This window comes from Mycobacterium florentinum (assembly GCF_010730355.1).
Taxonomy (GTDB): Bacteria; Actinomycetota; Actinomycetes; order Mycobacteriales; family Mycobacteriaceae; genus Mycobacterium; species Mycobacterium florentinum.
This window is the reverse complement of the sequence record NZ_AP022576.1, coordinates 5,577,058-5,600,400: the sequence shown is the minus strand read 5'-3', so window position 1 is coordinate 5,600,400 and position 23,343 is coordinate 5,577,058. Positions and strand designations below refer to the sequence as shown.

23 protein-coding genes are annotated in these 23,343 nt (G+C 64.6%); 17 read left to right on the top strand and 6 right to left on the bottom strand.

The genetic code is table 11. From position 1 onward, the window contains the following. Positions 1-383: 383 nt before the first annotated feature. Positions 384-1,832 (bottom strand): FAD-dependent oxidoreductase, encoded by a 1,449-nt coding sequence (locus G6N55_RS26470; protein WP_085220648.1) that lies wholly within the window; start codon positions 1,830-1,832, stop codon positions 384-386. A gap of 206 nt (positions 1,833-2,038) precedes the next feature. Between G6N55_RS26470 and G6N55_RS26465 the strand changes: the two genes are divergently transcribed. The 3 genes from G6N55_RS26465 to G6N55_RS26455 all read left to right on the top strand — a co-directional run bounded on the left by G6N55_RS26465 (position 2,039) and on the right by G6N55_RS26455 (position 6,023). Then, a complete protein-coding gene (locus G6N55_RS26465; protein ID WP_085220649.1) occupies positions 2,039-2,464 on the top strand; it encodes a hypothetical protein in 426 nt (141 codons plus the stop codon). A 329-nt stretch (positions 2,465-2,793) separates the two neighbouring features. Next, positions 2,794-3,192, top strand: a complete 399-nt coding sequence (locus tag G6N55_RS26460) for an MmpS family transport accessory protein (protein ID WP_085220650.1) — start codon at positions 2,794-2,796, stop codon at positions 3,190-3,192. Continuing rightward, positions 3,189-6,023, top strand: coding sequence for an MMPL/RND family transporter (locus G6N55_RS26455; RefSeq protein WP_085220651.1), 2,835 nt, complete (start codon positions 3,189-3,191; stop codon positions 6,021-6,023). Before G6N55_RS26460 ends, G6N55_RS26455 begins: the two co-directional genes overlap by 4 nt. 18 nt (positions 6,024-6,041) lie before the next feature. On the opposite strand, the gene G6N55_RS26450 is transcribed toward G6N55_RS26455, so the two are convergent. Continuing rightward, the gene (locus G6N55_RS26450; RefSeq protein ID WP_269474038.1) at positions 6,042-6,860 is read right to left on the bottom strand and encodes a 3-hydroxybutyrate dehydrogenase; all 819 of its coding nucleotides are present in this window, start codon (positions 6,858-6,860) and stop codon (positions 6,042-6,044) included. 181 nt (positions 6,861-7,041) lie between these two features. Between G6N55_RS26450 and G6N55_RS26445 the strand changes: the two genes are divergently transcribed. Both G6N55_RS26445 and G6N55_RS26440 read left to right on the top strand, forming a co-directional pair. Then, entirely contained in the window at positions 7,042-7,563 is a 522-nt protein-coding gene (locus G6N55_RS26445) for a DUF732 domain-containing protein (RefSeq protein ID WP_085220652.1), read from the top strand. Positions 7,564-7,666: 103 nt separating this feature from the next. Beyond that, entirely contained in the window at positions 7,667-8,119 is a 453-nt protein-coding gene (locus tag G6N55_RS26440) for a nitroreductase family deazaflavin-dependent oxidoreductase (RefSeq protein WP_085220653.1), read from the top strand. A 182-nt stretch (positions 8,120-8,301) separates the two neighbouring features. Here the strand turns inward: G6N55_RS26440 and G6N55_RS26435 are convergent, their stop codons facing one another. Then, positions 8,302-8,820 carry a MarR family winged helix-turn-helix transcriptional regulator gene (locus G6N55_RS26435; RefSeq protein WP_085220654.1) on the bottom strand — a complete coding sequence of 173 codons (519 nt, stop codon included), beginning with the start codon at positions 8,818-8,820 and terminating at the stop codon, positions 8,302-8,304. Positions 8,821-8,897: 77 nt separating this feature from the next. Then, complete coding sequence (locus G6N55_RS26430) at positions 8,898-9,389, bottom strand: beta-class carbonic anhydrase (protein WP_085220655.1); 492 nt, start codon at positions 9,387-9,389, stop codon at positions 8,898-8,900. 205 nt (positions 9,390-9,594) lie between these two features. Here G6N55_RS26430 and G6N55_RS26425 point away from each other — a divergent pair, with 205 nt between their 5' ends. Genes G6N55_RS26425 through G6N55_RS26380 form a run of 10 tightly spaced genes read left to right on the top strand, consistent with a single transcriptional unit; the run spans position 9,595 to position 18,314 of the window. Further along, entirely contained in the window at positions 9,595-11,091 is a 1,497-nt protein-coding gene (locus G6N55_RS26425) for an aromatic/alkene/methane monooxygenase hydroxylase/oxygenase subunit alpha (protein ID WP_085220656.1), read from the top strand. Positions 11,092-11,096: 5 nt separating this feature from the next. Beyond that, positions 11,097-11,342 (top strand): toluene-4-monooxygenase system B family protein, encoded by a 246-nt coding sequence (locus G6N55_RS26420; RefSeq protein WP_085220657.1) that lies wholly within the window; start codon positions 11,097-11,099, stop codon positions 11,340-11,342. Continuing rightward, a complete protein-coding gene (locus tag G6N55_RS26415) occupies positions 11,335-11,673 on the top strand; it encodes a Rieske 2Fe-2S domain-containing protein (protein WP_085220658.1) in 339 nt (112 codons plus the stop codon). The genes G6N55_RS26420 and G6N55_RS26415 overlap by 8 nt, the downstream gene beginning before the upstream one ends. Then, positions 11,670-11,981 (top strand): MmoB/DmpM family protein, encoded by a 312-nt coding sequence (locus G6N55_RS26410; RefSeq protein WP_085220659.1) that lies wholly within the window; start codon positions 11,670-11,672, stop codon positions 11,979-11,981. Before G6N55_RS26415 ends, G6N55_RS26410 begins: the two co-directional genes overlap by 4 nt. Positions 11,982-11,984: 3 nt before the next feature. Beyond that, positions 11,985-12,974: an aromatic/alkene monooxygenase hydroxylase subunit beta gene (locus G6N55_RS26405; protein ID WP_085220660.1), complete on the top strand. Its 990-nt coding sequence runs from the start codon at positions 11,985-11,987 to the stop codon at positions 12,972-12,974. A 58-nt stretch (positions 12,975-13,032) separates the two neighbouring features. Beyond that, entirely contained in the window at positions 13,033-14,046 is a 1,014-nt protein-coding gene (locus G6N55_RS26400; protein ID WP_085220661.1) for an alpha/beta hydrolase, read from the top strand. 2 nt (positions 14,047-14,048) lie between these two features. Then, the gene (locus G6N55_RS26395; RefSeq protein WP_085220662.1) at positions 14,049-14,909 is read left to right on the top strand and encodes an SDR family NAD(P)-dependent oxidoreductase; all 861 of its coding nucleotides are present in this window, start codon (positions 14,049-14,051) and stop codon (positions 14,907-14,909) included. Between the two features lie 24 nt (positions 14,910-14,933). Then, positions 14,934-15,854, top strand: a complete 921-nt coding sequence (locus tag G6N55_RS26390) for a ferritin family protein (RefSeq protein ID WP_085220663.1) — start codon at positions 14,934-14,936, stop codon at positions 15,852-15,854. Next, complete coding sequence (locus G6N55_RS26385; protein WP_139826730.1) at positions 15,854-17,350, top strand: flavin-containing monooxygenase; 1,497 nt, start codon at positions 15,854-15,856, stop codon at positions 17,348-17,350. The genes G6N55_RS26390 and G6N55_RS26385 overlap by 1 nt, the downstream gene beginning before the upstream one ends. A 7-nt stretch (positions 17,351-17,357) precedes the next feature. After that, complete coding sequence (locus tag G6N55_RS26380) at positions 17,358-18,314, top strand: MerR family transcriptional regulator (protein ID WP_085220665.1); 957 nt, start codon at positions 17,358-17,360, stop codon at positions 18,312-18,314. Between the two features lie 3 nt (positions 18,315-18,317). Here the strand turns inward: G6N55_RS26380 and G6N55_RS26375 are convergent, their stop codons facing one another. Beyond that, complete coding sequence (locus tag G6N55_RS26375; protein ID WP_085220666.1) at positions 18,318-19,664, bottom strand: salicylate synthase; 1,347 nt, start codon at positions 19,662-19,664, stop codon at positions 18,318-18,320. A 536-nt stretch (positions 19,665-20,200) separates the two neighbouring features. Here G6N55_RS26375 and G6N55_RS26370 point away from each other — a divergent pair. Both G6N55_RS26370 and G6N55_RS26365 read left to right on the top strand, forming a co-directional pair. Continuing rightward, positions 20,201-20,407 carry a hypothetical protein gene (locus G6N55_RS26370; RefSeq protein ID WP_085221210.1) on the top strand — a complete coding sequence of 69 codons (207 nt, stop codon included), beginning with the start codon at positions 20,201-20,203 and terminating at the stop codon, positions 20,405-20,407. A gap of 281 nt (positions 20,408-20,688) precedes the next feature. Further along, complete coding sequence (locus tag G6N55_RS26365) at positions 20,689-21,927, top strand: sodium-dependent bicarbonate transport family permease (RefSeq protein WP_085220667.1); 1,239 nt, start codon at positions 20,689-20,691, stop codon at positions 21,925-21,927. 6 nt (positions 21,928-21,933) lie between these two features. Here the strand turns inward: G6N55_RS26365 and hemW are convergent, their stop codons facing one another. Further along, entirely contained in the window at positions 21,934-23,106 is a 1,173-nt protein-coding gene (gene hemW / locus G6N55_RS26360) for a radical SAM family heme chaperone HemW (protein ID WP_085220668.1), read from the bottom strand. Positions 23,107-23,343: the final 237 nt, after the last annotated feature.

Here is a 23,343-nt window from a genome sequence, read left to right as displayed (position 1 = left end):
CGGCTACCTCCGCACGGATGTTCTCCGAGCCCGCGGGGGGACGCACCACGAAACCTCCCTGAATTAGCACAGGCTGCCCTAATTTTTTTGGTTACCCTATCCTCTCTCCCTGGGCCGTTGCTACCAAGCCCCCTCTAAGGAGCCCAGGTGATCCCGGACACAGCGCGGCCCGCGGAGGATTTTTACGCCGTTCCCCGCCGACCGCCCCGCCAGCTCGACGACGGGCCGTTCGCGGGACGGTGCCGGCTGATGTCACATCGCGTGTGCACTCACCGCTTTCGGTGTGCACCGGCGGCGGGCCGTCCCGGCGTGTCGGCGGCCTGGCCGCACACTCAACGCCGTGAGCGCACACTCAACGCGAGACGACGAACGACGCGAAGCGGCTAGTAGTTCAGCCCGGAGAACATGACCCGGCCCGGATCGAACTTCTGTCGCACCGACGACAGCCGGGACAGGTTCTGGCCGAAGTAGCGCGCGGGCGGCTGGTTGGCCTCGATGTAGTTGACGTAGCCGCCGACCGAATAGGGGCGCACCGCTTGGTGTGCGGTGTTGAGCCAGTTGGTCGCCGCGGCCGGGTCGCCGGTCTCGACGTACCACTGCACCAGCGCGGCCTGCTGACGCCACGGATACGCGGTGGCACCTGGAGCCACGGTGGCCAGCGCACCGTCCAGGGCGTGCATGATGGCCAGCATCCGGCCCGCACCGCGCGGAAAAGCGTTGACCGCGGCGGCAATTCCCTGCGCGGCTGCCGGGGTGAGGCTCTGAAATACGTCCGACCCGCCGACGTAGCCGAGCGGCTGCGGGTTCAGGTTGTTGACGGCCAGATATCTGACCATGTCCATGCGGTTGAACGTATGGGTGTCGGTCCCGCTCGGTTGCATGCCGACGGCGGCAACGATGGCGTTCGCCACGGCCGGACCCGACCCGGCCGGGCAGGTCGCGAGAATGCGGCAGTGGGTGCCGAACCCGTCGGTGGTGCTGTCCGCCAGCGCCCAGCTGTTGCGGTCGGCGGTGCGCAACCAGTTGGCCCACCCGACGAGCACCTGCGCGAACGCTTGCGCCGGGAAATCGAGGTTCACCGCGTCGAGGTCGCGGGTGGGGAACGTGTTGAAGGTCAGCGAGGTGGTGACCCCGAAGTTGCCGCCCCCGCCGCCGCGCAGCGCCCAGAACAGGTCGGGGTTGCTGTTGGCGGACGCGGTGACCGCCTGGCCACCGGGGAGCACCACCTGCGCCGAGGTCAACTGGTCGCAGAGCAGGCCGGCGTGCCGCGAATCGGCCCCCATCCCGCCGCCCAGGGCGTGGCCCGCGGCGCCCACCGATGGGCAGGTACCCGTCGGGACTCCGCGGCCGGCGCCGGCCAGCGTCTCGTGCATCGAATACAGAGTCGTCGCCGGTGTCACCGTGACTTGCCCGGTGGCGGCATCGTAGTTGGCTCCCCCGGGCAGCTGGCGCAGGTCAAACACCATGGCGCCGTTGGCCGTCGACGCCCCGATGTAGGAGTGCCCGCCACTGCGGGGTGCGACCTTGAGGTGATTGGCTGCGGCGAAGGCCATCGCCTTTTGCACGTCCGCCGCCGAGGTCGGGGTGACGATCGCCGCCGGAGTCAGGCCGTTGTAGTTGGTGTTGAAAACCTGTTTGGCCGAGCCGAATTGCGGGCTGTCCGGGAGCAGCACCTTGCCGCCGAGCGCGGACGAAAGTCCTTCCCAGCCAGTGGCATTCGGAGCGGCTTTAGCCGGGGCGGAGCCGAGCCGGCCCGCGCCGAACACCGCGCCGGCCGCCAGCGCTCCAGCGGCACCGCGCAGAAACGTCTGCCGCGAGATCTCACGCGCCATCGTCGGACTCCCGCGATTGCGTCATGTCCGGCATTGTTAAACCCCACGATCCGCGGCAGCGCCCGACGTGCGGCGCCATCACCGAAACGAGCCCCAACCGTTACCCGCTCCTGACCGAACGCTGACAGCGGGATTCCCTCGACACCGGCTCGGGCCTAAGCTAGTGATCGGTAGCGTCCACAACGGGCGGAGCGAAGGAGCAAGTGATGGCACAGGGGCTATATGGACTGCTGACCGTGGTCGCCCTGGTGCTGGCCCTGGTGTTCGCCACCGGTGCTGCCGTATACGTCAAACGCCTGGGCGACCGCGCTCCCACTCCGATCAGCGACGAAATTGGAATCGCCAGAACGGTCACCGTGAAGGTGCGCAAACGCGAACCGCTGTCGAAGAACGAACTGGACTACGCGAGGCAGATCGTCGCGGTCCGTAGCTCGGCGATGGCGTTCTGCATTCCCGGCGCTCTATTCATGCTCGGTTGCTTTTACGTCTTTGGGAGCCTTTACCACTTGCATGGAGCGACACCCTCCGAGCGGACCTTCCTCGGGGTGTTTCCCATGCTCGCCTCCCTGAACTTCACGACTCAGATTCTGCGCAGCGCCGGGTTGAAAAGGCGTCTGCGGAAAATGTCGTGACGCAACGCGCATAACGTAGTCCATACCGTTCTGACGTGCCATTTTCCGTCGGCAACGTGATCGGCAGCAAAAGGCACGTTCACGCCCATTCGTAATGGCGGCGCTTTCGCGGATTCCCGGTGCAGCTCGTGGGTGTTGCCGTGGGCCCCGGTAGATGGAAACGTCCGTAGTCATCCTGTACGGTCAGTCCATCTCATTGAGTACATGACCGTCTACTATTCAGGCCACAGGTGGGGTGGGATGAGAGCGCAGGGTGCGGGGGCGACGTTCGAAAGGGTGATCGGGTGAGCCCTCGGTCGGTCGGCAGGACCGTCTTGGCACGAGGCTGGATGCCTTTGGTTGCCGTCGTGGTGCTCGCCGTGGGCGGGGTAGCGATGTGGAAGGTGCACCAATTCTCCGATCCCCCGCCCGTCATCACCGTCAATCAGCCGGCAGCACCGCCGGAGTTCAGTATCAAACGGGTCACGTATGAGTTGTTCGGCTCGGTCGGGCAGGGCGGGATGCTCGTCTGGGTGGACGTCAACGGACATCCGCATCGGGTTGATATCACGGCGTTGCCGTGGTCGCACACGGAGTCGACCACCCTCACCGTGGTGTCCGGCAGCATCTCGGCGCAGGTTCGGGGTGGTCAAATCGGCTGCCGGCTAAGGGTTAATGGCGTTGTCCGCGCTGAACAGTCCGATGATCATCAGGACGCACACGTCTTCTGCCTGGTGAAATCCGCATGAGCGAGCACCGGTCGGAGCGTCCGGCGAAACGACCCATCGTCCCAAGAATGGTCCGCGTCTTCGCGATACCGATCATCGCCTTTTGGGGCCTGCTGGCCGTGTCGACGAACACCTTTATGCCGCAGGTGGAGAGGGTCGCCGAAGAGCTCGCGGGGCCGGTGGTCCCGCACTACGCGCCGTCGCAGCGGGCGTTGTTGTCCATCGGTGCGAAGTTCCACGAGTCGAATTCGACCAGCTTGGCCATGATTGTGCTGGAAGCGAATCGGCCGCTGGGCGACACGGATCATCAGTACTACGACGATTTGGTGCGCCGGTTCAAGCAGGACGCCAAGCATGTGCAGTACGCGATGGATCTGTGGGGCAAGCCGATCACCGCGGCCGGAGCACAGAGCCTCGACGGCAAATGCGCATACGTGCTGTTACGCCTCGCCGGCGATATCGGCCAAATGCAAGCGAACGAATCCGTTGCGGCCGTTCGGGATATCGTCGCGAAGGACACGCCACCGCCCGGTCTCAAAGTTTACGTCAGCGGCGCGGCGCCGCTCGCCTCGGACACGGTGGCTATCGCGAATTCAAGCTTGAACGACATCACGATCGTGACGATCTTTCTCATCATCGGGATGTTGCTGCTGGTGTATCGCTCCCCCGTCACCCTGTTCGTGCCGTTGGCCGGAGTTCTGTTCGAGATGCTCGTCGCGAAGGGGGTTATCGCAACCCTCGGACATCTTGGGTACATCGAGCTTTCGTCATTCGCCGTGAACATCGTCGTCGCGCTGACCCTGGGAGCGGGGACGGACTACGGCATCTTCTTGATGGGCCGCTACCACGAGGCGCGCCATGACGGCGAAGGCCGGGAGGAAGCGTTTTACACCGCGTACAAGAGCGTCACGCCCGTCATCCTTGGCTCGGGGCTGACGATCGCGGGGGCGTGCTATTGCCTGACTTTCGCGCGACTCAACTACTTCCACACCATGGGGCCGGCTGTCGCGATCAGCATGCTGTTCACGATCGCGGCAGCGCTGACGCTCGGCCCGGCCTTCTTGACCGTGGGCAGCCTATTCGGGCTCTTCGACCCGAAAAGCAAAGCCAAGGCGCATCTTTATCGGCGGATCGGGACGAGCGTGGTCCGGTGGCCGGTGCCGATTCTGGCGGCCAGTACCGCCGCCGTCATGCTCGGGGCGATCTTCGTCCCGACGTACCGGCAGAACTACGACGACCGTCAGTACCAGCCGCACAATTCTCCCGCCAATCTTGGTTTCCAGGCGGCGGATCGGCACTTTCCGAAGAGCAAGCTCTTTTCCGAGATGCTGATGATCGAGTCGGATCATGACCTGCGAAACTCGGGCGACTTCATCTCGTTGGACCGCGCGGCCAAGGCGCTCGAACGCCTTCCCGGCGTCGCGATGGTGCAAAGCATCACCAGGCCGATGGGCCGAGCGTTGGAACACGCCACCATCCCGTACTTGTTCACCACGCAAGGCAGCGGGAGCGGCCAACAGCTCCCGTTCACCAAGCAGCAAAACGCCAATACCGACGAGCAGGCGCAGATCACCATGCACACCGTCGCGGTCTTGCGCAAAGAAATCGGCTTCTTCCAAACGATGTCGGATGAGTTGCACAAGACGGTTCTCACCCTGCAGGACGTGCAACAGGTCAGCAACGACCTGAGGTCAGAACTTTCGAACCTCGAAGACTTCTTCCGACCGATACGCAGCTATTTCTATTGGGAGAAGCACTGTTTCGACATTCCCGTTTGCTACGCGTTCAGATCGCTGTTCGAGGCAGTCGACGGGCTCGACAAGCTGGCGGACGACATCAAGGACGCCGTCACGTCTCTGGAAGTCATCGATAAGACCCTGCCGCAAATCATCACGCAGCTGAAACTCACCGCCGACGACTCCGAGGCGTTGGCCAGCCTTTTGGTCAGCACCTACGGTCAGTCGTCGCTGCAGTCTACGCAGACCGACCAGACGTTCGATGACCAGATCAATGTGGGACTCGACTTCGACCAGGCCCGCAGCGACGACTTCTTCTATATTCCGCACGAGGGTTTCGACAACGAGGACGTCAAAACCGGCATGCAGCTACTGATGTCGCCCGACGGCAAGGCCGCCCGCATCATCGTGACCCACGAGGGAGACGCCAACGGCCCGGAAGGCGTGCAGCACGTCGAGCAGTTCCCCACGGCGATAACAGTGGCGCTCAAAGAAACCTCGCTGGCCGGCTCGAAGGTTTACATCGGCGGTTCCGGAGCAACCAACAAGGACATCAAACAGTACGCCGCGTCCGATCTGCTTATCGTGGCGATCGCAGCCTTCGTGCTGATCTTCTTGATCATGTTGTTCCTGACGCGAAGTCTGATGGCCGCCTTGGTTATTCCCCTCACGGTGGCCTTCTCTTACGCCGGCGCGTTCGGACTTTCCATCCTCGTTTGGCAGCATCTCATCGGTCTGCCTTTGCACTGGTTGATACTGCCGCTCACGTTCATCATCCTGGTGGCGGTGGGGTCGGACTACAACCTGCTGCTGATCCTCCGTGTCAAAGAGGAGCTGCACGCCGGAATTCACACCGGCCTGATCCGCGCGCTCGGCAGCACGGGTGGCGTGGTGACGTCGGCGGGGTTGGTGTTCGCGTTCACGATGCTGGCAATGCTGACAAGCGATCTGCGAACGATCGGACAAGTCGGTTCCACCGTGTGCATCGGCCTGCTGCTTGACACGTTGATCGTGCGTTCGTTCGTGGTGCCGTGCATTCTGCGGATCCTCGGACCGTGGTTCTGGTGGCCGACGCTGGTGCGTACCCGTCCGCTGCCGCAGCCACAACCCGCGTAGCGGCACCGCCATGGGACATTACTGGGCGGTCCAGCCGCCGTCGATGGAGTAGCTCGCGCCGGTGATGGTCGCAGCCGCATCGCCGGCCAGGAAAACCGCAAGTGCGCCAACGTCTTCCGGACGAGTGAAGCGGGCCATCGGCTGCTTTTCGGCGACGAATTCCTGCTTGGCTTCGTCAAAGGACTTCCCCGCCGTGTTGGCGAACGCTTCGATTTGCTGCGCTATCAGAGGGGTCATGACCCACCCCGGACAGATTGCGTTGCAGGTGATCCCGCAATCGGCGGTTTCGATCGCCGCCACCTTGGTCAGTCCGACAACGCCGTGCTTGGCCGCAACATAGGCCGACTTTTCGGCGCTCGCCACAAGGCCGTGCGCCGAAGCGATGTTGATGATGCGGCCCCAGCCGCGGCGCTTCATCCCGGGCAGTGCACACCGAGACGTATGGAAGACGGCCGACAGATTTGTCGCGATCACCGCGTCCCACTTCTCGACCGGAAAGTCCTCCAGCTTCGCCACGAACTGGACGCCGGCGTTGTTGACGAGGACATCGACCGATCCGAAGGTCTCTTCGGCGTCGCCGATCATCTCGGCGATCTCGACCGGCTTGGTCACGTCGGCGCCCGAATAGGCCGCCGTCACCCCGAAAGTCTCCTCGATTTCACGCCGCTGCTGCTCGATGGCCTCCGGGTCGCCGAAGCCATTGAGGGTTACGTTCGCCCCCTCCGCAGCAAAGGCCCGTGCGAGGGCAAGGCCTATACCCGACGTGGAACCCGTTACGACGACGGATCTTCCGCGGATCATCAGCGGCTTTCCTTTCCGGGCGGATCTCGGCGCCACCGGATTGATTATCCGTCGACGGCGATTCCGGGGTTGGATGCCAGGGGCGATCCATCGTGTCCGCACCCCACCCCACCAGCGGGGCAGCGGTATATCGGTTCGTTTTGTAACGGATTGCCAATTGTTACCGAAGTGAAGGGCAGTGCGCAGCTGTGCACTTCCGCGATCACCGAGGAGCACTATGACCGCACTGATGATGTACCGCCCATGGACTGTCCGTCGCTCCACAGAGGTTCACCAACCGACGGTATGGGCAGATTTCATCAATGCGGCTGCGGCGGCGCTTCGTCCGCTCGCGGTTGCGGCGGGCATACTCACCGCCGGGGCCGCCTTGCCCGCTCTCGCGCAGGCCGACCCGTCCCCCGACCCCATCACCCCCGCGCTGAACGGTATGGGAAACGGCACCAACGGCTCGGTGACCAACAGTCTTGCCGGGATCGGCCAGTCGATCTGCCCGGCGCTGGTCAAGCCGGGTGCGACCCTCGCATCGGTGACCTCGCAATTGGGTCTGATCAAAGGACTTCCGCCCAACATGGCCGGAATGGTCGCCAGCATGGCGATCCAGATGGAATGCCCGGGCGTGATGACATCGCTGGCCAACGGCAAGATGCCGTTTCCGATGCAACTTCCCGGCGCCAATCCGTTCCCGCTGCCAGGTGCCGGCCCCGCCGCGCCGGCGCCGTTCGCGCTGCCGGGCCGTTAGGAAACAAACCCCTTTCGATGCGCGGCGGCCTTGGCTGACAACCATCGTTTTCCGGCCACCACATCGCCCCGCGTACGGCCCGACGCGCCCTAGCCTCGGCGGAGTGCAAGAGTTTGACGAAGAACGCTTCCGCACCGACACGGTCGCGCTGCAGGCATTCAACGAGCAGATCATTCAAGAGTTTCGGGAAAACGACGGCAAAGTCGGCGGCGCCTTGCAAGACATGGCCGTGCTGCTGATGACCACGACCGGCGCGAAATCGGGTCTGTCGCACTTGACCGCGCTCGCCTATTTCACGGTCGATGGCGCCATGGTGATCGTCGGTTCCCGCGGGGGCGCGACGAACGATCCCGCCTGGGTGCACAACTTGCGTGCCAATCCGCAGGTGCGCCTGGAGGTGGGCACCGAATCGTTCGAGGCCATCGCCCGGGAGGCCTTGGGTGCGGAGCGCGATTCGCTGTTTGGTCAGGTGGTGTCCCAAGCACCGAATTTCGGGGTGTATCAGACCAAAACCACGCGCGTGATCCCGGTGTTCGAACTCCAACGTCGGAATTGAGAATTGCGCGAACCGCCCTGCACCCGCGCTGCTGCTACGTAACATACGACCGAAGGTTTGGTCGGTGGCGTCGTCTCGTGACGTCACCGGGGGCGAGGGGCGTCGTACATGGGGTGGATCAGCGCGTGGTGGCGTCAGCCCGACCACTACGACTGGTTGCCGGACTAGGCGCGGGCTGATTGCTAGGCGGTGACGTGTTCGGCGCAGTCGACCCGTAGATCGGAGACCGACATCGGCGTGTCGTAGAACCTGCACCGATAGCTTCGTGTGTCGGCTGCGATTGTTTCCAGCTGTGTACAGGTACTGCATGCACGTACGACCGGAAGCAGTTGCGCCTCATGTAGTTTCGAAATGACGATCAGCAAGCTGTCGAGCAACTGCTCTGCTTCGACACGGTCCAGCTTGGACGTCGCGATCTCCGCCGGCGCTGTCCAGCGGGACAATTCGGTCGCGGCCTTGCGCCCGGCTTGGGTCAGCACCAGGTCGCGGCGGCGTCCGTCGTGTGGATCCCGGCTGCGCACCACCAGACCCTTGCGGATCAACGCCGCGATGGCATCACTGACGGTCGGATCGGCGACGTTGAGTTCGCGAGCCAGCGTGGTGCTGCGCGCCACGGGCGGCGGTCCGACGAAAAGCCAGACCAGCACCCGCATCTGGGTGCTCGACAGATCGTGGGCCTCCGCACTGCGGCGCGCCAGCACGTGCAGGGCTTCACCCGCTCGGTCCAGTGCCGCGACGATCTTCGAGTCGAGGCTGCGGTGCCGTGCGCCCTGGGGCTTCAGAGCACGACCTCGTCGAGCCGGCCCGTCGCGACGTCGAACACGAAGCCACGCAAGGATTCATGCTTGGTCACGAAGGGACTCTGTTCGATGCGGCGCAGCGACTGGCGGACGTCCTCCTCAACATCGGGGAACGCTTCGGCCGCCCATCCGGGTTTGATCCCGGTGTCTTGCTGAATGCCCGACTTGAATTCTTCGTCGCTGAAGGTGAGCATGCCGCAGTCGGTGTGATGGATCAGGATTATTTCCTTGGTTCCCAGCAGCCGCTGGCTGATCGCAAGCGATCGGATTTCGTCGTCGGTGATCACTCCGCCGGCGTTTCGGATCACGTGAGCCTCACCATCGGCGAGGCCGAGGATCCGGTACACGTCCAGCCGGGCATCCATGCATGCCACCACCGCAACCTGCTTACTCGGAGGCAACGGCAGGGGCCCCTTGAATGTGCTCGCGTAAGCAGCGTTGTTCGCCAGGTATTCGTCGGTAACGGTCACGCCAGCCTTCTCCTCATTCGTTTGCTGTCCGTAGGGGCTCGCACCGGATCGTAACTGTGGCGTACCGGGCCGAAGAGGATGCGAATCTTTGTGAGGATAACCCTTAGGACTCCTTGGAACATACCGCATGATGGAAGCCAATCACGTCATCCACGCAGCTCAATGCGGCTGAGATGGCAGCCCAAAGACGGACCAAGGACGACTCATGCCCAAACTCGCACGCAGCGACTGGTACGACCTCGCTCGCGACACCAACTGGACCTTCCGTTACGTCACCGAGGACGAGGTGTTTCCTGAGGAGCTCTCCGGGACGCATCGCGTCTCCGCCGAGGGCTGGCTCAAGTGGGACGAGCCCTACAAAATCGGCTACCGCGAGTACGTCCACAACCAGGTCACCAAGGACACCACGACGTACTCGTTGAAGAACGCGATCGGGCGCTCGAAGTTGTTCGACCAACTCGATCCGGGCTGGAAGTCGGTGATCGTCGCCCACTACGGGGCGATCACGATGCCCGAGTACCTGGCGTCGATCGGCGAGGCTCGGATGGGACGGTTCGGCCGCTCCGCGGCCTGGCGCAACACCGCCACCTTCGGCACCCTGGACGAGGTTCGCCACGGCCAGATTCAGGCGTTCTTCCCGTACGGCCTGCTCGACAAGGAGCCGCGAGGCGACTGGGCGCTCAAGGCATTTCACACCAACGACTGGATCGTGCTCGCGGTGCGCTATTTGTTCGACGACATGTTCGTGGCCAACGATGCCTTGTCGATAGCGTTGCAGTTGACCTTTACGCTCGAGACCGGCTTCACCAACTTGCAGTTCCTCGGCATGGCCGCCGACGCCATCGATGTGGGCGACCTGGAATTCGGCGCGCTGATCAGTTCGATTCAGACCGACGAGGCGCGTCATGCCCAGCAGGGCGAGCCGACGATCAAGGTCCTCATCGACAACGGCGAGGCCGAGTGGGGCCAGTTCCTCATCGACCACATGTTCTGGCGGTCGTGGCGCATCTTCGCGCTGCTGACCGGCCTGTCGATGGACTACTACACCCCGCTGGAGAGCCGGCGGATGAGCTTCAAGGAGTTCATCGAGGACTGGGTGGTCAAGCAGTTCGCCGACCAGTTCCGCGACTATGGGCTCGAATTTCCCTGGTACTGGGACGAATTCATCAACGAGCTGACGTGGTATCACCACGCCATCCATCTCGGGGTGTGGTATTACCGGCCGACGGTGTGGTGGAATCCCGACGCGGGCGTGTCCGAGGCCGAGCGCCTGTGGCTCGAGGAGAAGTACCCCGGCTGGAACCGCGACTTCGGCAAGAATTGGGACGTCATCACCGAGAACGTCCGCAACGGCGATATCGCTGCCACCCTGCCCGAGACGCTGCCAATCACCTGCAACATGTGTCAGCTACCGGTGGTTCGGGCCGCAGGCGTGACCGTCGGCGCCCACACCGATCCCGCGCCGCTCACACACGTGCACAACGGGCGTGAGTACCTGTTCTGCTCGGAACCGTGCCGGTGGATCTTCGTCCAACGGCCGGATCGATTCGCCGGCCACCAATCCCTGATCGACCGGGTGCTGTCCGGAGAGATCAGCCCACCGGATCTGGGAACCGTACTGCAGTACTTCGGGCTCTTACCCGAGGAGCAGGGCCAGGACGCCAGCGATTACGCATGGGCACTGAACGGATCGAAGGGTTAAGGGCCATGGCGCTACTTCCACTGACCGCCCTGTTCGAGGGCGACGTGCTCGAACTGCTGATCCCCGTCGACGACGGCGACACCGTCGAGGCCGTGGGTGCGGCGATCGCCCACCACGTCGTCGGACACCGGGTGGCCAGACGCGATGCACCGATCCGGTTGCGCCACAACGGGAAGGTGCTCGACCAACAGGCGGGCATTGCCGCATCCGGCGTCGGCCCGATGGACCACGTCGAGGCCTTCTATGACTAGTACCCAGACCTGGACTCCCGTCGCCACCATCGACGAGCTGTGGGAGGGCGAAGTCGGCGAATTCTATGTCGACGATCGGCCGATCCTGCTCGTCCACCTGCGAAACGGAGAAATCCGCGCTTACGACGGCCTGTGCCCGCACGCGAATTACCCACTGGCCGAAGGGAATATCGAGGATGACGTCCTGACATGCGGCGCGCACAGCTGGGAATTCGATCTGACCACCGGCTCCGGTGTCAATCCCGCCAACTGCCAGCTGCAGAGCCACCCGGTTCGCCGCGACGGCGACCAAATCGTCATATCCCTCACCGAAGAAAGGGGCCGGCAATGACCGCGACCAGCGAGGCGGCGAAACTGGTCGGTCCCGTTGTGCGGGGCTTTGATCCCGAAATCGTCTCCGCACTGACCGACGCCATCTATGCCGACAACCCCGACGCCGCAGTCGTCGTCGAAGACCACGCCGGCTATGTACGCATCCACGCGCCGCATTTCCTGCGAGTCACGAGATCCAGCTTGGAAGCCGCTGCGGGACAAGCGTTCCCGCTGGCCACGCTGGAACCGGCGCTGGTTGGCTTTGCCGGCCGGATCCGGTACATCGGCGACGATGAACTGCACTGGTACCTGGAACGAGAGGACTGACGGATGACCGCCGCAACGCCCCGCCGGCTCAAGACGTGGAGCATCACTGGCGATACCCGGCGCAAGCCGACCGAGTATGAGGCCGTCACGGGCAATTTCCACTACCACTTCAACCGCAAGCCCGCTCCGTTCGACCTCGACCCGGACAGTGCGATCAACCGGTGGTACCTCAAGCATCGCGAAGGCTCACCGCTGCAAGCCGACGATTGGGAGGGTTTTCGCGATCCGGCGGCGCTGAACTACCGCCGCTATATTGCGCTGCAACACGACCGTGAGGTCTACGCCGAGGGCGTGGTCGACCACTACGAGGCACTCGACCACGATGCGCGGCTGGACCCCGCCTGGGTCGAGACGCTGAACCGCATCTACGTGCCGGCCCGCTACGTGTTTCACGTCTTGCAGATCACCAGCCTCTACGTCGGACAGTTGGCGCCGAGCGCCTACATCACCAACGCCGCGTTCTTCCAAGCCGCCGACGAACTACGGGCGTTGCAGTGGACCGCTTACCGGGCGAAGTCGCTGTCGCTCGGCCACGGCACGCACCTGGCCAATACCGAAGCGACCCGGTGGATTTGGGAGACCGACGAGGCGTGGCAGCCGGCCCGCGAAGCCCTCGAACGCCTACTGCTGGCCTACGACTGGGGCGAGGCATTCACCGCGCTGAACGTGGTGGTCAAGCCGACGCTCGATGCGCTGTTCAAGGAAGCGTTCGTCGATCTGGCAACGGCCAACGGGGACGGCCTGACCGCCGCCTTGCTGCAGGAGTCCCGAGTCGACACGACCCGCAGCCAGGCGTGGAGCAGCGCCCTGGCCCGCTACGCATTGGGCGCCAATCCCGCCAACGCTGCCGTCATCGACGGCTGGGTCGCGAAGTGGCGCCCGCTTGCCGACCGCGCCGTCGACGCCCTTGCCGCGACGTTTACCGATCCGGTCTCGGCCCGACGCCGCGTCGCCGACTCGGTCGCCACATTCACGACGCAATGGACGCGCTGACACGTCGGTCCCAAAGCTGCCATTGACGAATGTCACCATTTGCGGTTGACTCCGTTGCATGGCGGACATCGTCGTCCCGGCCCGGGGGTCTTTGCGGTCCCGCGGCGCGGCAGCGGTAAGCACCTGCACCTTGCGGCCGTTCAGCGGTGTGGTGCCGCCCGAAAAAGCCTGGGGAATCTGGTTGTCGCGCCGGATGATCGCGCGAGTGATGGCCACCTTCGGCCCCTCGCTGGCGGGCACCCGCGTTCAGCAGGTCGACACGAGATTGCCCGACGGCCGCCGGGTCAAGGGCGAATGGGTGTACGGGCCCCGAACGCCGACGAGCGAGGCGCCGCGTTCGTCGACCGACGCGGGCGCAATCTACTACGTGCACGGCAGCGGTTATGCCGTGTGCTCGCCAAAGACCCACCGGCGGTTGACATCCTGGCTCTCGTCGCTGACCGGGTTGCCGGTGTTCAGCGTCGACTACCGGCTGGCGCCGCGCTACCGGTTCCCCACCGCCGCCGACGATGTCCGGGCGGGCTGGGATTGGCTGGTGCAAACGTGCGGCGTGCCGGCGAAACAGATTGTGATCGCCGGTGATTCGGCGGGCGGTCATCTGACCGTCGACATGCTGTTGCAGCCCGAGGTCGCCGCGCAATCCCCGGCCGCCCTGGTGCTGTTGTCGCCGCTGATCGACATGACGTTCGCGCTGTCGCGCGCCCGCGAGAAGATTCGGCCCGATCCCGCGACCCGGGCGGCCGACGCGGCCCGCCTGGTCGCGCTGTATCACCCGGGTATCGAACTCACTCACCCCCGGTTGACGCTCGACGTCGCCGGCGGACCTGCGCTGCCCCCGACGCTGGTTCAGGCCGGCGGGGCCGAAATGCTGCAGGACGATGCGCGGCAGCTGGCCGCGGACATCAAGGCCGCCGGCGGCCGCTGCGAGCTGCAGGTGTGGCCGCACCAAGTCCATGTGTTCCAAGCACTTCCGCGGATGACACCCGAGGCCGCCAAGGCCATGGCCTACGTCGCGCGGTTCATCGCCCACGCGTTGCAGGATGCGCGCGCCCTGGCCGACGAGACGGGCTGACGATGCTCGGACCGCTGGACAAACTGCTCGGCACGTCGAAGACCACCAGCGACAACGCGTTGGCCGTGGTGACCGGGGCCGGCAGCGGCATCGGCGCCGCGTTCGCCGTCGAGCTCGGCCGCCGTGGCGGCACGGTGGTCTGCAGTGACATCGACGAAGCCGCCGCGCAAGAGACCGCCGACGCGATCACCGAGCTGGGTGCGAAGGCGATGGCGGCGCGCTGCGACGTCTCGCGGATCGACGACGTCAGCACGCTGGCAGAAACGGCACAGTCCTTCTTCGCGGCCGCACCCACCCTGGTGATCAACAACGCCGGGGTCGGTGCCGGCGGCGCGGCCATCGGCGATGTGCCCCTGGATGATTGGACATGGACGCTGGGCGTCAACCTGTGGGGGCCGATTCACGGCTGCCACGTGTTCACCCCGATCCTGCGCGAGGCCGGCCCGGCGCACGCCCCGCGCGGCATTATCAACGTCGCCTCGGCGGCCGCGTTCGCCGCGGCCCCCGGTATGGGCGCCTACAACGTCAGCAAGGCCGGGGTGCTTTCGCTGTCCGAAACGCTGGCCGCCGAACTGTCCGGCACCGGCATCCGCGTCACCGTGCTGTGTCCGACGTTCGTCAAGACCAACATCGTCGAATCGGGCCGCATCACCGAAGAATCCAGTGACCTCGCCAACAAGCTGATGCGCTGGACCGGGTTCTCGGCGCAGAAGGTGGCGCGGATCTGTCTGGATGCCCACGATCGTGGCGAGCTCTACTGCATGCCGCAGTTCGACGCCAAGATCGGCTGGAACATCAAACGTATTGCACCACAGGCCTATACCCGCGTGGCCGGCCTGGCATCCCGCGCGAACATGCACTGATAGCCGAGGGGAAGGGGGCTGCTGGTGGCCATCGACATGGAAGCCATGCTCGCCAAGATCAAGGATCGACAGTGGGCGCTCGCCGATATCGACTGGGACGCACCGGGTGCCGACACCATCCGGCCCGAGTTCCGGCCGAAGCTCAAGGCCTTCATGGCCGACCTGTGCTGGATCGAGAACATCGGCGCAAGGGGATTCGCGGCGCTGGCCAAAAAGGCGCCGAACCCGACCATCGCCGAGATCTACCGGTATTTCCACGCCGAGGAACAACGGCACGCCAACGCGGAATTGGCGTTGATGAAGCGCTGGGGCATGCTCGAGGAGGGCGAGATCCCCAAGCCCAACGTCAACATCCGGTTGGCCATCGAGTGGCTGGACAACTTCGCCGACGACATGCCGCTGTCGGTGCTGGGGACCGTGATCCCGATGCTGGAGGTGGCACTCGACGGCGCACTGCTGAAGTTCCTGCTGGAATCGGTGCAGGACCCGGTCTGCCATCAGGTCTTCGAGAAGATCAACAATGACGAATCACGGCACATCACTGTCGATTTCGAGGTGCTGGAGATGATCGGCAACGCCAAAGCCCGTCGGCTGGCCATCGAATTCGTCGGCCGCTTCGCATCCCCTGGCCTGATCCTCGGCATGGTCATGTACGTACCGCTGCTCAATCGGGTCCGCAACGAGATGGCCGGCATGGGCATGGAGCCGGAGCGGCTGTTCAACGCGGTCAACCGTTTCAAGCAGCTCGGCGACCGGGGCGAGCGCACCCGGCGGGTGCCCACCTACAAGTTGCTCAAGCGGCACGGCATGTGGGTGGTCAACCCGCGACACCCCTATCAACTGCTGGCCAACTCCATGGTGTGGCTGTCGGATTTCTATCCCAAGCCACTGCTGAGGCCGATGCCCAGTTGGTCCAGGGAACTCACGCACGACCCGGCGGCGTGATCGTGGCAGAGCACACCCACGCAACGCTGATCGTCGGCGCCGGCTTCACCGGACTCGGTACCGCAATTCGGTTGGCCGAGGCCGGGATCACCGACATCGTCATCCTGGAGCGCGCCGACCGGGTGGGCGGAACGTGGCGCGACACCACCTATCCGGGGGCCAGCTGTGACGTCCCGTCGCTGCTGTACTCCTACTCGTTCGCGCAGAACCCGACCTGGTCGCGAACGTACTCACCCGCCGCCGAGATCTGCCGCCATCTGGAAGACATGGCGACGAAATTCGACATCCGTCGTCACATCCGGTTCAAGCACGAGGTCGTCGGGATGAGCTTCGACGAGGACACCGGGGTGTGGACGGCCAAGACCAAGAACCGCAAGCGCTTTCGCGCCCGCACCGTCGTGCTGGCGTCCGGCCCGCTGTCGGATGTCAGCTTCCCCGACATCCGCGGCCTGAACACCTTCTCCGGACACAAGATCCACAGCGCCCGCTGGGATCACGACTACGACTTCGCCGGCAAGCGCGTCGCCGTCATCGGTACCGGCGCCAGCGCCATCCAGATCATTCCCGAACTGGTCAAGCGGGCCGAGTTCGTGAAGGTGTTCCAGCGCACCCCCGCTTGGGTGCTGCCCCGGCTGGACGTGGCGACCCCGACGGCGGTGCAGACCTTGTTCGCCAAAGTTCCAGCCGCCCAACAACTTGCCCGCCGAGCGCTGTTCTGGGGCCACGAAGCCAGTGCCACGGCCCTGGTATGGAACACCCCACTCACCTCGCTGGTGGCCCGACTCGGCCAGGCCCATCTGCGCGCCACCGTCTCCGACCCGTGGCTGCGCCGGCAGCTGACGCCCGATTTCGCCCCCGGCTGCAAACGGATGCTGGTCTCCAGCGACTACTACCCGGCGCTGCAGCGCGACAACTGCAAACTGATCTCCTGGCCCATCGCGACGCTGAGCCCGGTCGGCATCCGTACCAGCGACGGCATCGAACACCACCTCGACTGCATCGTGTTCGCCACCGGCTACGACGTCCACCTCACCGGCCCGCCGTTCGCCGTCACCGGTCTCGGCGGACGGTCGCTGGCCGACGAATGGGCCGACGGCGCACAGGCTTACAAGAGCATCAACGCGCACGGCTACCCGAACCTGTTCTTCATGACCGGCCCCAACTCCGGGCCGGGCCACAATTCGCTACTGGTCTACATCGAGGGCCAGCTCGATTACGCCGTGCGCGGGATTCGCACCATCCTCGACGACGACCTGCGCTATCTCGACGTGCGCGAAGACGTCCAGCTGCACCACAACGAGGACATCCAGCGCCGGCTCACCAAGACGACGTGGATGTCGGGTTGCCGCAGTTGGTATCTGACCAAGGACGGGTTCAACGGCTCGATGTACCCGGGCTTCGCGACCCAGTATCTTCGCCAGATGAACGATTTCCGTTTTGCGGACTACCAGGCGGTGGCGGGCCGTGCCGCGGCGAGCGTCACCTCGAGCGCCTGAGGCCGAGATGCCATCCGACCGACCGCCTCGCCCGGAGCCCGGCACCATCGCGAGCGTCCTGTACAACGTGCGACGGGTTCCCAAACGCGTTCGCCGCCAATCCCGGGACTTCATCGAGACCGCGGTGTCCCAGCTTTTCGACGCGGCGGTGCGTCACCCGCACGGTACCGCGGCGTCCGGGGAGTACCGGATCGACGACCTGGCCCGGCTGGCCGGCACCACGACCCGCAACATCCGGGTCTACCGCGATCGCGGGCTGCTACCGCCGCCGCTGCGGGTCGGCCGCATCGCCTTGTTCAACGACACCCATCTGACCCGGCTGCGGTTGATCACTTCGATGCTCGACCGCGGCTACAACCTCGCCCACGTGCAGGAGATGCTCAGCGCGTGGGAGCAGGGCAAGAACCTCGGCGATGTTCTGGGCCTGGAGACGGCCATCGTGGGTACCTGGACCACCGAGAAACCGGAGACCATGGCGCTCGTCGACGCCCGTCGGCTCGTCGACGATCCGACGGCATTCGAACGGCTGGTCGCGCTGCAGGTGATCCGGGTCGACGGCGCGCAGGCCACCGTGACCCGGCCCAAGCTGATCGAAGCGTTCAACGAAATCCGGGGCTACGGCGTCAAATTGGAGAAGCTCGTCGACTTGCACGAACAGATCGTGCCCCAGATCGACAAGATCAGCGACCTGCTGGTGCGCGCGGGCGCCGAACACGTCCTCGACAAGATCAAGCCGGGCCAGGCGCTGCCCGCGGACGCCGAGATCGCCGAGCTGATCACGATGCTGGTTCGGTTCCGCACCCAGGCGGTCGCCACCGTCACCGCAACGCTGGCGTCCTCGATTGAATCGAGCATCGAGTCGTTGGCCAGCCGCATCCTCGCCGACTACCTCGAGCGCTCACCGGAAGGCGGGGCCGAAGCACCGCCCGACGAGTTGGCGGAACGCCGCCGCCAAGCCAACTGAGAGCTACTGACGCGCAATCAGATACGGCGCCAGCGTGGACAGCTTCTCGCAGGTCTCCTCGAATTCGCGCTCGGCTTGCGATTCTTCGATGATCCCGGCGCCGGCCCGCAGCCAGGTCTTTGCGTCGGATTCGTAGGCCGCCCGCAGGGTCAGCGCGGCATCCAGAGCTCCGTCGGCCGAGACCATCACCACCGCACCGGAATACAGCCCCCGCGGCGCTTCGTCGAGACGCATGATGGCCTCGACGCCGGCGCCCTTCGGGATGCCCGAGGCGGTGACCGCCGGGAAGAGCGCCTCCAACGCGTCCATTCGGTCGCTGGACGCATCCAACCGCCCGGTGACGGTGGAGCCCAGGTGTTGCACACTCCCCCGCTCCCGCACGGTCATGAAGTCGGTCACGATCGCCGTTCCGGGTTCGGCGATCTCGCTCATCTCCTGTAGCGAGGTGCGCACCGAAATCGCATGCTCGACAATCTCTTTGGAGTTCGACTCCAGGTCATCGCGGGCTTGACGGTCGTTGGCCCGACCGCGGCCGAGCGCGCGGGTGCCGGCCAACGGCTCGGTGATCACCTCGCCGTCCTGCCGCACGGCCGTGACGAGCTCGGGGCTGTAGCCCAGCGCCCGAATTCCGCCCAGCTGCAGCAGAAACGACCTCACCGGCGTGTTGTGCCGGCGGCCCAGCCGATAGGTAGACGGAAAGTCCAGCGCGAAAGGCACTTCCACGGAACGGGAAAGAATCACCTTGTTGTACTGCCCGGCCGCGATCTCGCTGACCGCCGTATTCACCCGATTGCGGTATTTCGATCCGTCGGCGGCGATATCGATCCCGCGGGCTTTACGCAGGTCAGGCACGCCCTCGCGGAGTAATTCGAGCACCACTTCGCGATGTGCGTCCGAGGAGAGAGAAATGCCGTCCTGGCTTACCACGATCCGGGAACTGGGCCAGAACAGCCGGGCCAACGGGGTGCCCGGCGCCAGCCGCTGTTGCAGCCCGTACTTGTAGACACCGAATTCGAATGCGATCCAACCGAAAACCTGGTCGGTTTCTCGCAGCAGCGCGTCAATCGCCGCACCGAGAACCGATCCCGGCCGCCCGGACCACCGTTGTCGCTGCGTCACGCCGTCGCGGATAACCCGCAATTCATCGCTATCCAACTCGACCATCGCGTGCACACCGCTGGCCAGCACCCATTGGCCGGTGTGTTCGTAGAGCAAATACTGCTCGCCGACCCGCTTGTCCAGCACCGCCGCCAACTCGGCGGCCAGATCAGCAGGGTCGACGCGGGCCGGGATGGGAATCAGCGGAAACGCCGCACCGATCGAATTTGTCTCGACGCTAGCTTCAGTCACAATTGGTAAGGCTAACCTAACATAGCAGCCTCATAAAGTTGGGGTCTCTGAAGCCGTTGCCCTCGGGCAGATCTCGTTTGGAGTTAATCCGCCATCACCTCTGCAACGAATCCGGACAGTGCGCCGCGCGGCCTCTGCCCCCCGCCCATTTCCGCAGGCAGTGGCAATGAAAGCCGTCGTGTCTAGGGTGGCGCGGCGATCGCTGCAACGGCGTCGTGAGGCCCAAACGTTTGCCCCTCGTTCACCTGCCAAGCGCATAGGGACGGGCTAACATGGCTGTGTTCCCCGTACCATCACTGGCTCCGACGCCGACTGCATGGGGGGCTCGCCAGGCCGACCGGCGCGGAGAAGGGGGTAGTTCGAGTGAACCCCAAAAGGATTCGAATCCCAGGCGCGTGCCCGGAGTCGCGCGACCCGGGGCGGACGTCTCATCTGGCTGCTGACAGAAAAACGTAACGGAGGTTTAATCCGGCCGGGCGCGAATGACGCAGCAAATGCCCGATCTCGATTACCGCCCATCGACCGAGAGGAACGTCATGTTCGTGATCAGGCTCGCGAACGGTGAGGAAGTCCACGCATCCGACGGGGACGAACTCGAAATTAACCAGGAAACGGGCGTGCTTACGGTTTCGCGGGTCGATGGATTCGAAGAAATTACGACGCATTACTCACCGTCCGCATGGCTGTCCGTGACGCACCGCAAACGAGGCGCCGGGGTCCGGCCCTCGCTAATATCCGGCTGAGCACCGACACGCTAATCCTGACAGTAAATGCACAGCCAACTCACACCAGATTCACGCTAATCGCGACTCACCCGGTCCTACCAGCATCGCTGTGACCACGGGTTTTGTGAGGTGCAGCCATTTCGGCGCGGCTTGGAACAACATGCACATTTCGGGTCAGATCCGAGTGGCGGTTTGGCAGCGGCGGAGCTAAATTTTCCACGGTCGTCGGGATGTTCGAGGTAGCCCCGCTCGCAGACGGTGCTTCACCCGGGCCACCGGACGGAAAAAGAGAGGCACTAATGCTGCAAGAGTTCTGGCATAACTTCACGCATAACCTGTTCAAGCCGCTGTTGCTTTTCTTCTACTTCGGATTTCTGATTCCGATCTTGAAGGTGCGATTCGAGTTCCCTTATGTGATCTACCAAGGCCTCACCATGTACCTGCTGTTGGCTATCGGCTGGCACGGGGGTGAGGAACTCGCCGAGGTCAATGCCTCCAGCGTCGGGGCGATCGTGGGATTCATGGTGTTGGGCTTCGTGCTCAACTTCACGATCGGCATCATCGCCTATTACCTGCTCGGCTGGCTGACCAAATTGCGCAGAATCGACCGGGCAACCGTCGCCGGTTATTACGGGTCGGACTCGGCCGGCACGTTCGCCACCTGCGTGGCGGTCCTTACCGCGGTGAACATCGCCTTCAACGCCTACATGCCGGTGATGCTGGCCGTCATGGAGATTCCCGGCTGCCTGGTGGCGCTCTACCTGGTAGCGCATCTGCGGCACCGCGGGGTCGACTCGGCGGGCAACATGGCCGACGAGCCGGACTACGTGGCGGTCAAGGTCGGCGTCGGGCCCGGCACCGCGGCACGGCCTCCGCACGGCCAGAGCCTGGAGACCGAGCGCGCCTTGGGTATCGAGGAGGAGCTCGAGCTTTCGCTGGAAAAGGGTGAGCGCACAGAGGAACTCGATGTGAGTCCGGGTACCCAGCTCACCAAGAAGAAGCCGTCGCTGTTCTCCCGTGAGCTGATCCAGGAGGTCTTCCTCAACCCCGGGTTGGTGCTGCTGATCGGCGGGATCGTGATCGGCCTGATCAGTGGTCTGCAGGGCCAAAAGGTGGTCCAAGACGACGACAAGTTCTTCGTCATGGCGTTCCAGGGTGTGCTCTGTCTGTTCCTGCTCGAGATGGGCATGACGGCGTCGCGCAAGTTGAAAGACCTGAGAACGGCGGGGCCCGGATTCATCTTCTTTGCGTTGCTGGCCCCGAATGTCTTTGCCACGCTGGGCATTTTCGTCGCGTGCACCTATGCCAGCGTGACCCACACCGACTTCAAGACGGGCACCTACGTGCTGTTCGCGGTCCTGTGCGGCGCGGCGTCCTACATCGCCGTGCCGGCGGTCCAGCGACTGGCAATCCCGGAAGCGAGCCCGACACTGCCGTTGGCCGCGTCACTGGGTCTGACGTTCTCCTACAACGTCACCATCGGAATCCCGCTCTACATCGAGATTGCCCGCGTGATCGGACGGTGGTTCGGCGTCTGACGCGGCTCACCCCAGCAGTGTCCGCACGACCGCGTCGGCCAGCAACCGGCCACGCGGCGTGAGGACCAGCCGGTCGGCATCGGCGACCAGCAAGCCTTCGGCAACAACGGTTTTGGCTCGTTCGCGCTCCGCGGCGTCGAGCACCTCCAGCGGGAGTCCCTGGCGCATCCGGGTTTTCAACAGCACATCCTCGGTGTGCAATGCCGCGGCGTCGAGCTGCTCGAATCCCGCTACCGGCAACACCGAATCGGCCAGCGTCTCCGAGTAACTGGTGGGGTGCTTGACATTCCACCACCGCGTTGCGCCGACATATCCGTGCGCACCCGGTCCCGCACCCCACCACTGCCCACCGTCCCAGTAGCCGACATTGTGTCGGCACTCACCGCCGGGCCGCGACCAGTTGGACACCTCGTACCAATCGAAGCCGGCCACGGACAGGCGCTCGTCGAGCAACTCGTAGCGGTGGGCCAACACGTCGTCGTCGGGTGCGGCCAGCTCGCCGCTGCGGACCCTGCGCGCCAGCGCGGTTCCCTCCTCGACCACCAACGCATATGCGGACACGTGGTCGACGCCGGTCGCGATCGCCGTATCGACCGAGCGCAGCAGCTCGTCATCGGTTTCACCCGGCGTTCCGTAGATCAAGTCAAGGCTGACGTGTTCGAAGCCCGCCGCCAATGCCTCGCGGGCGGCCGCCGCCGACCGGTTCGGCGTGTGGATCCGGTCGAGGACGCCCAGCACGAATGGGGACACCGACTGCATACCGAGCGACACCCGAGTGAACCCGGCCGCTCGGGCGGCCTCGAAGAAGTCCGGCCAGGCGGACTCCGGGTTGGCCTCGGTGGTGATCTCGGCGTCCGGCGCCAGTACGAAATGCTCGCGCACCATGTCCAGCAACGCGACGATGCGCGCAGGGCCCAGCAGCGACGGCGTCCCACCCCCGACGAACACGGTGTTCACCGTCGGCGCGTCCAGCCGCGCGGCGGCCAGCGCCAGCTCGGTGCGCAACGCCTCCAGCCAGGCGTCCGGGTTGACGCCGCCCAACTCCGCGGGTGTGTAGGTGTTGAAATCGCAATACCCGCAACGGGTTATGCAGAACGGGACATGGACGTACACCCCGAACGACCGTCCGGGGTTGCGCTGCATCCCGGGCAGCTCAACCGGTGCCGCGCGAAGAGCCATGCCAAATGATTGCACGTTCGCCGGGTCTCGCCGGTCGCCCGACGGATGCGTAGGTGAGCAAATTCACCCCGTCGCCGGCGCACGACTGTACGAGCCACCTCGCGGCGCCGCAGGACGGACGCATCGACACCGACTTGTCCGGACGGTCGGCTAATCGGGCACGTCAGACGGGCGGCGGGCGGCCTCTCAGGGATTTCTCGGTTTTGTGTGTCGAATTACCCAGGATTGTCGGGTAGT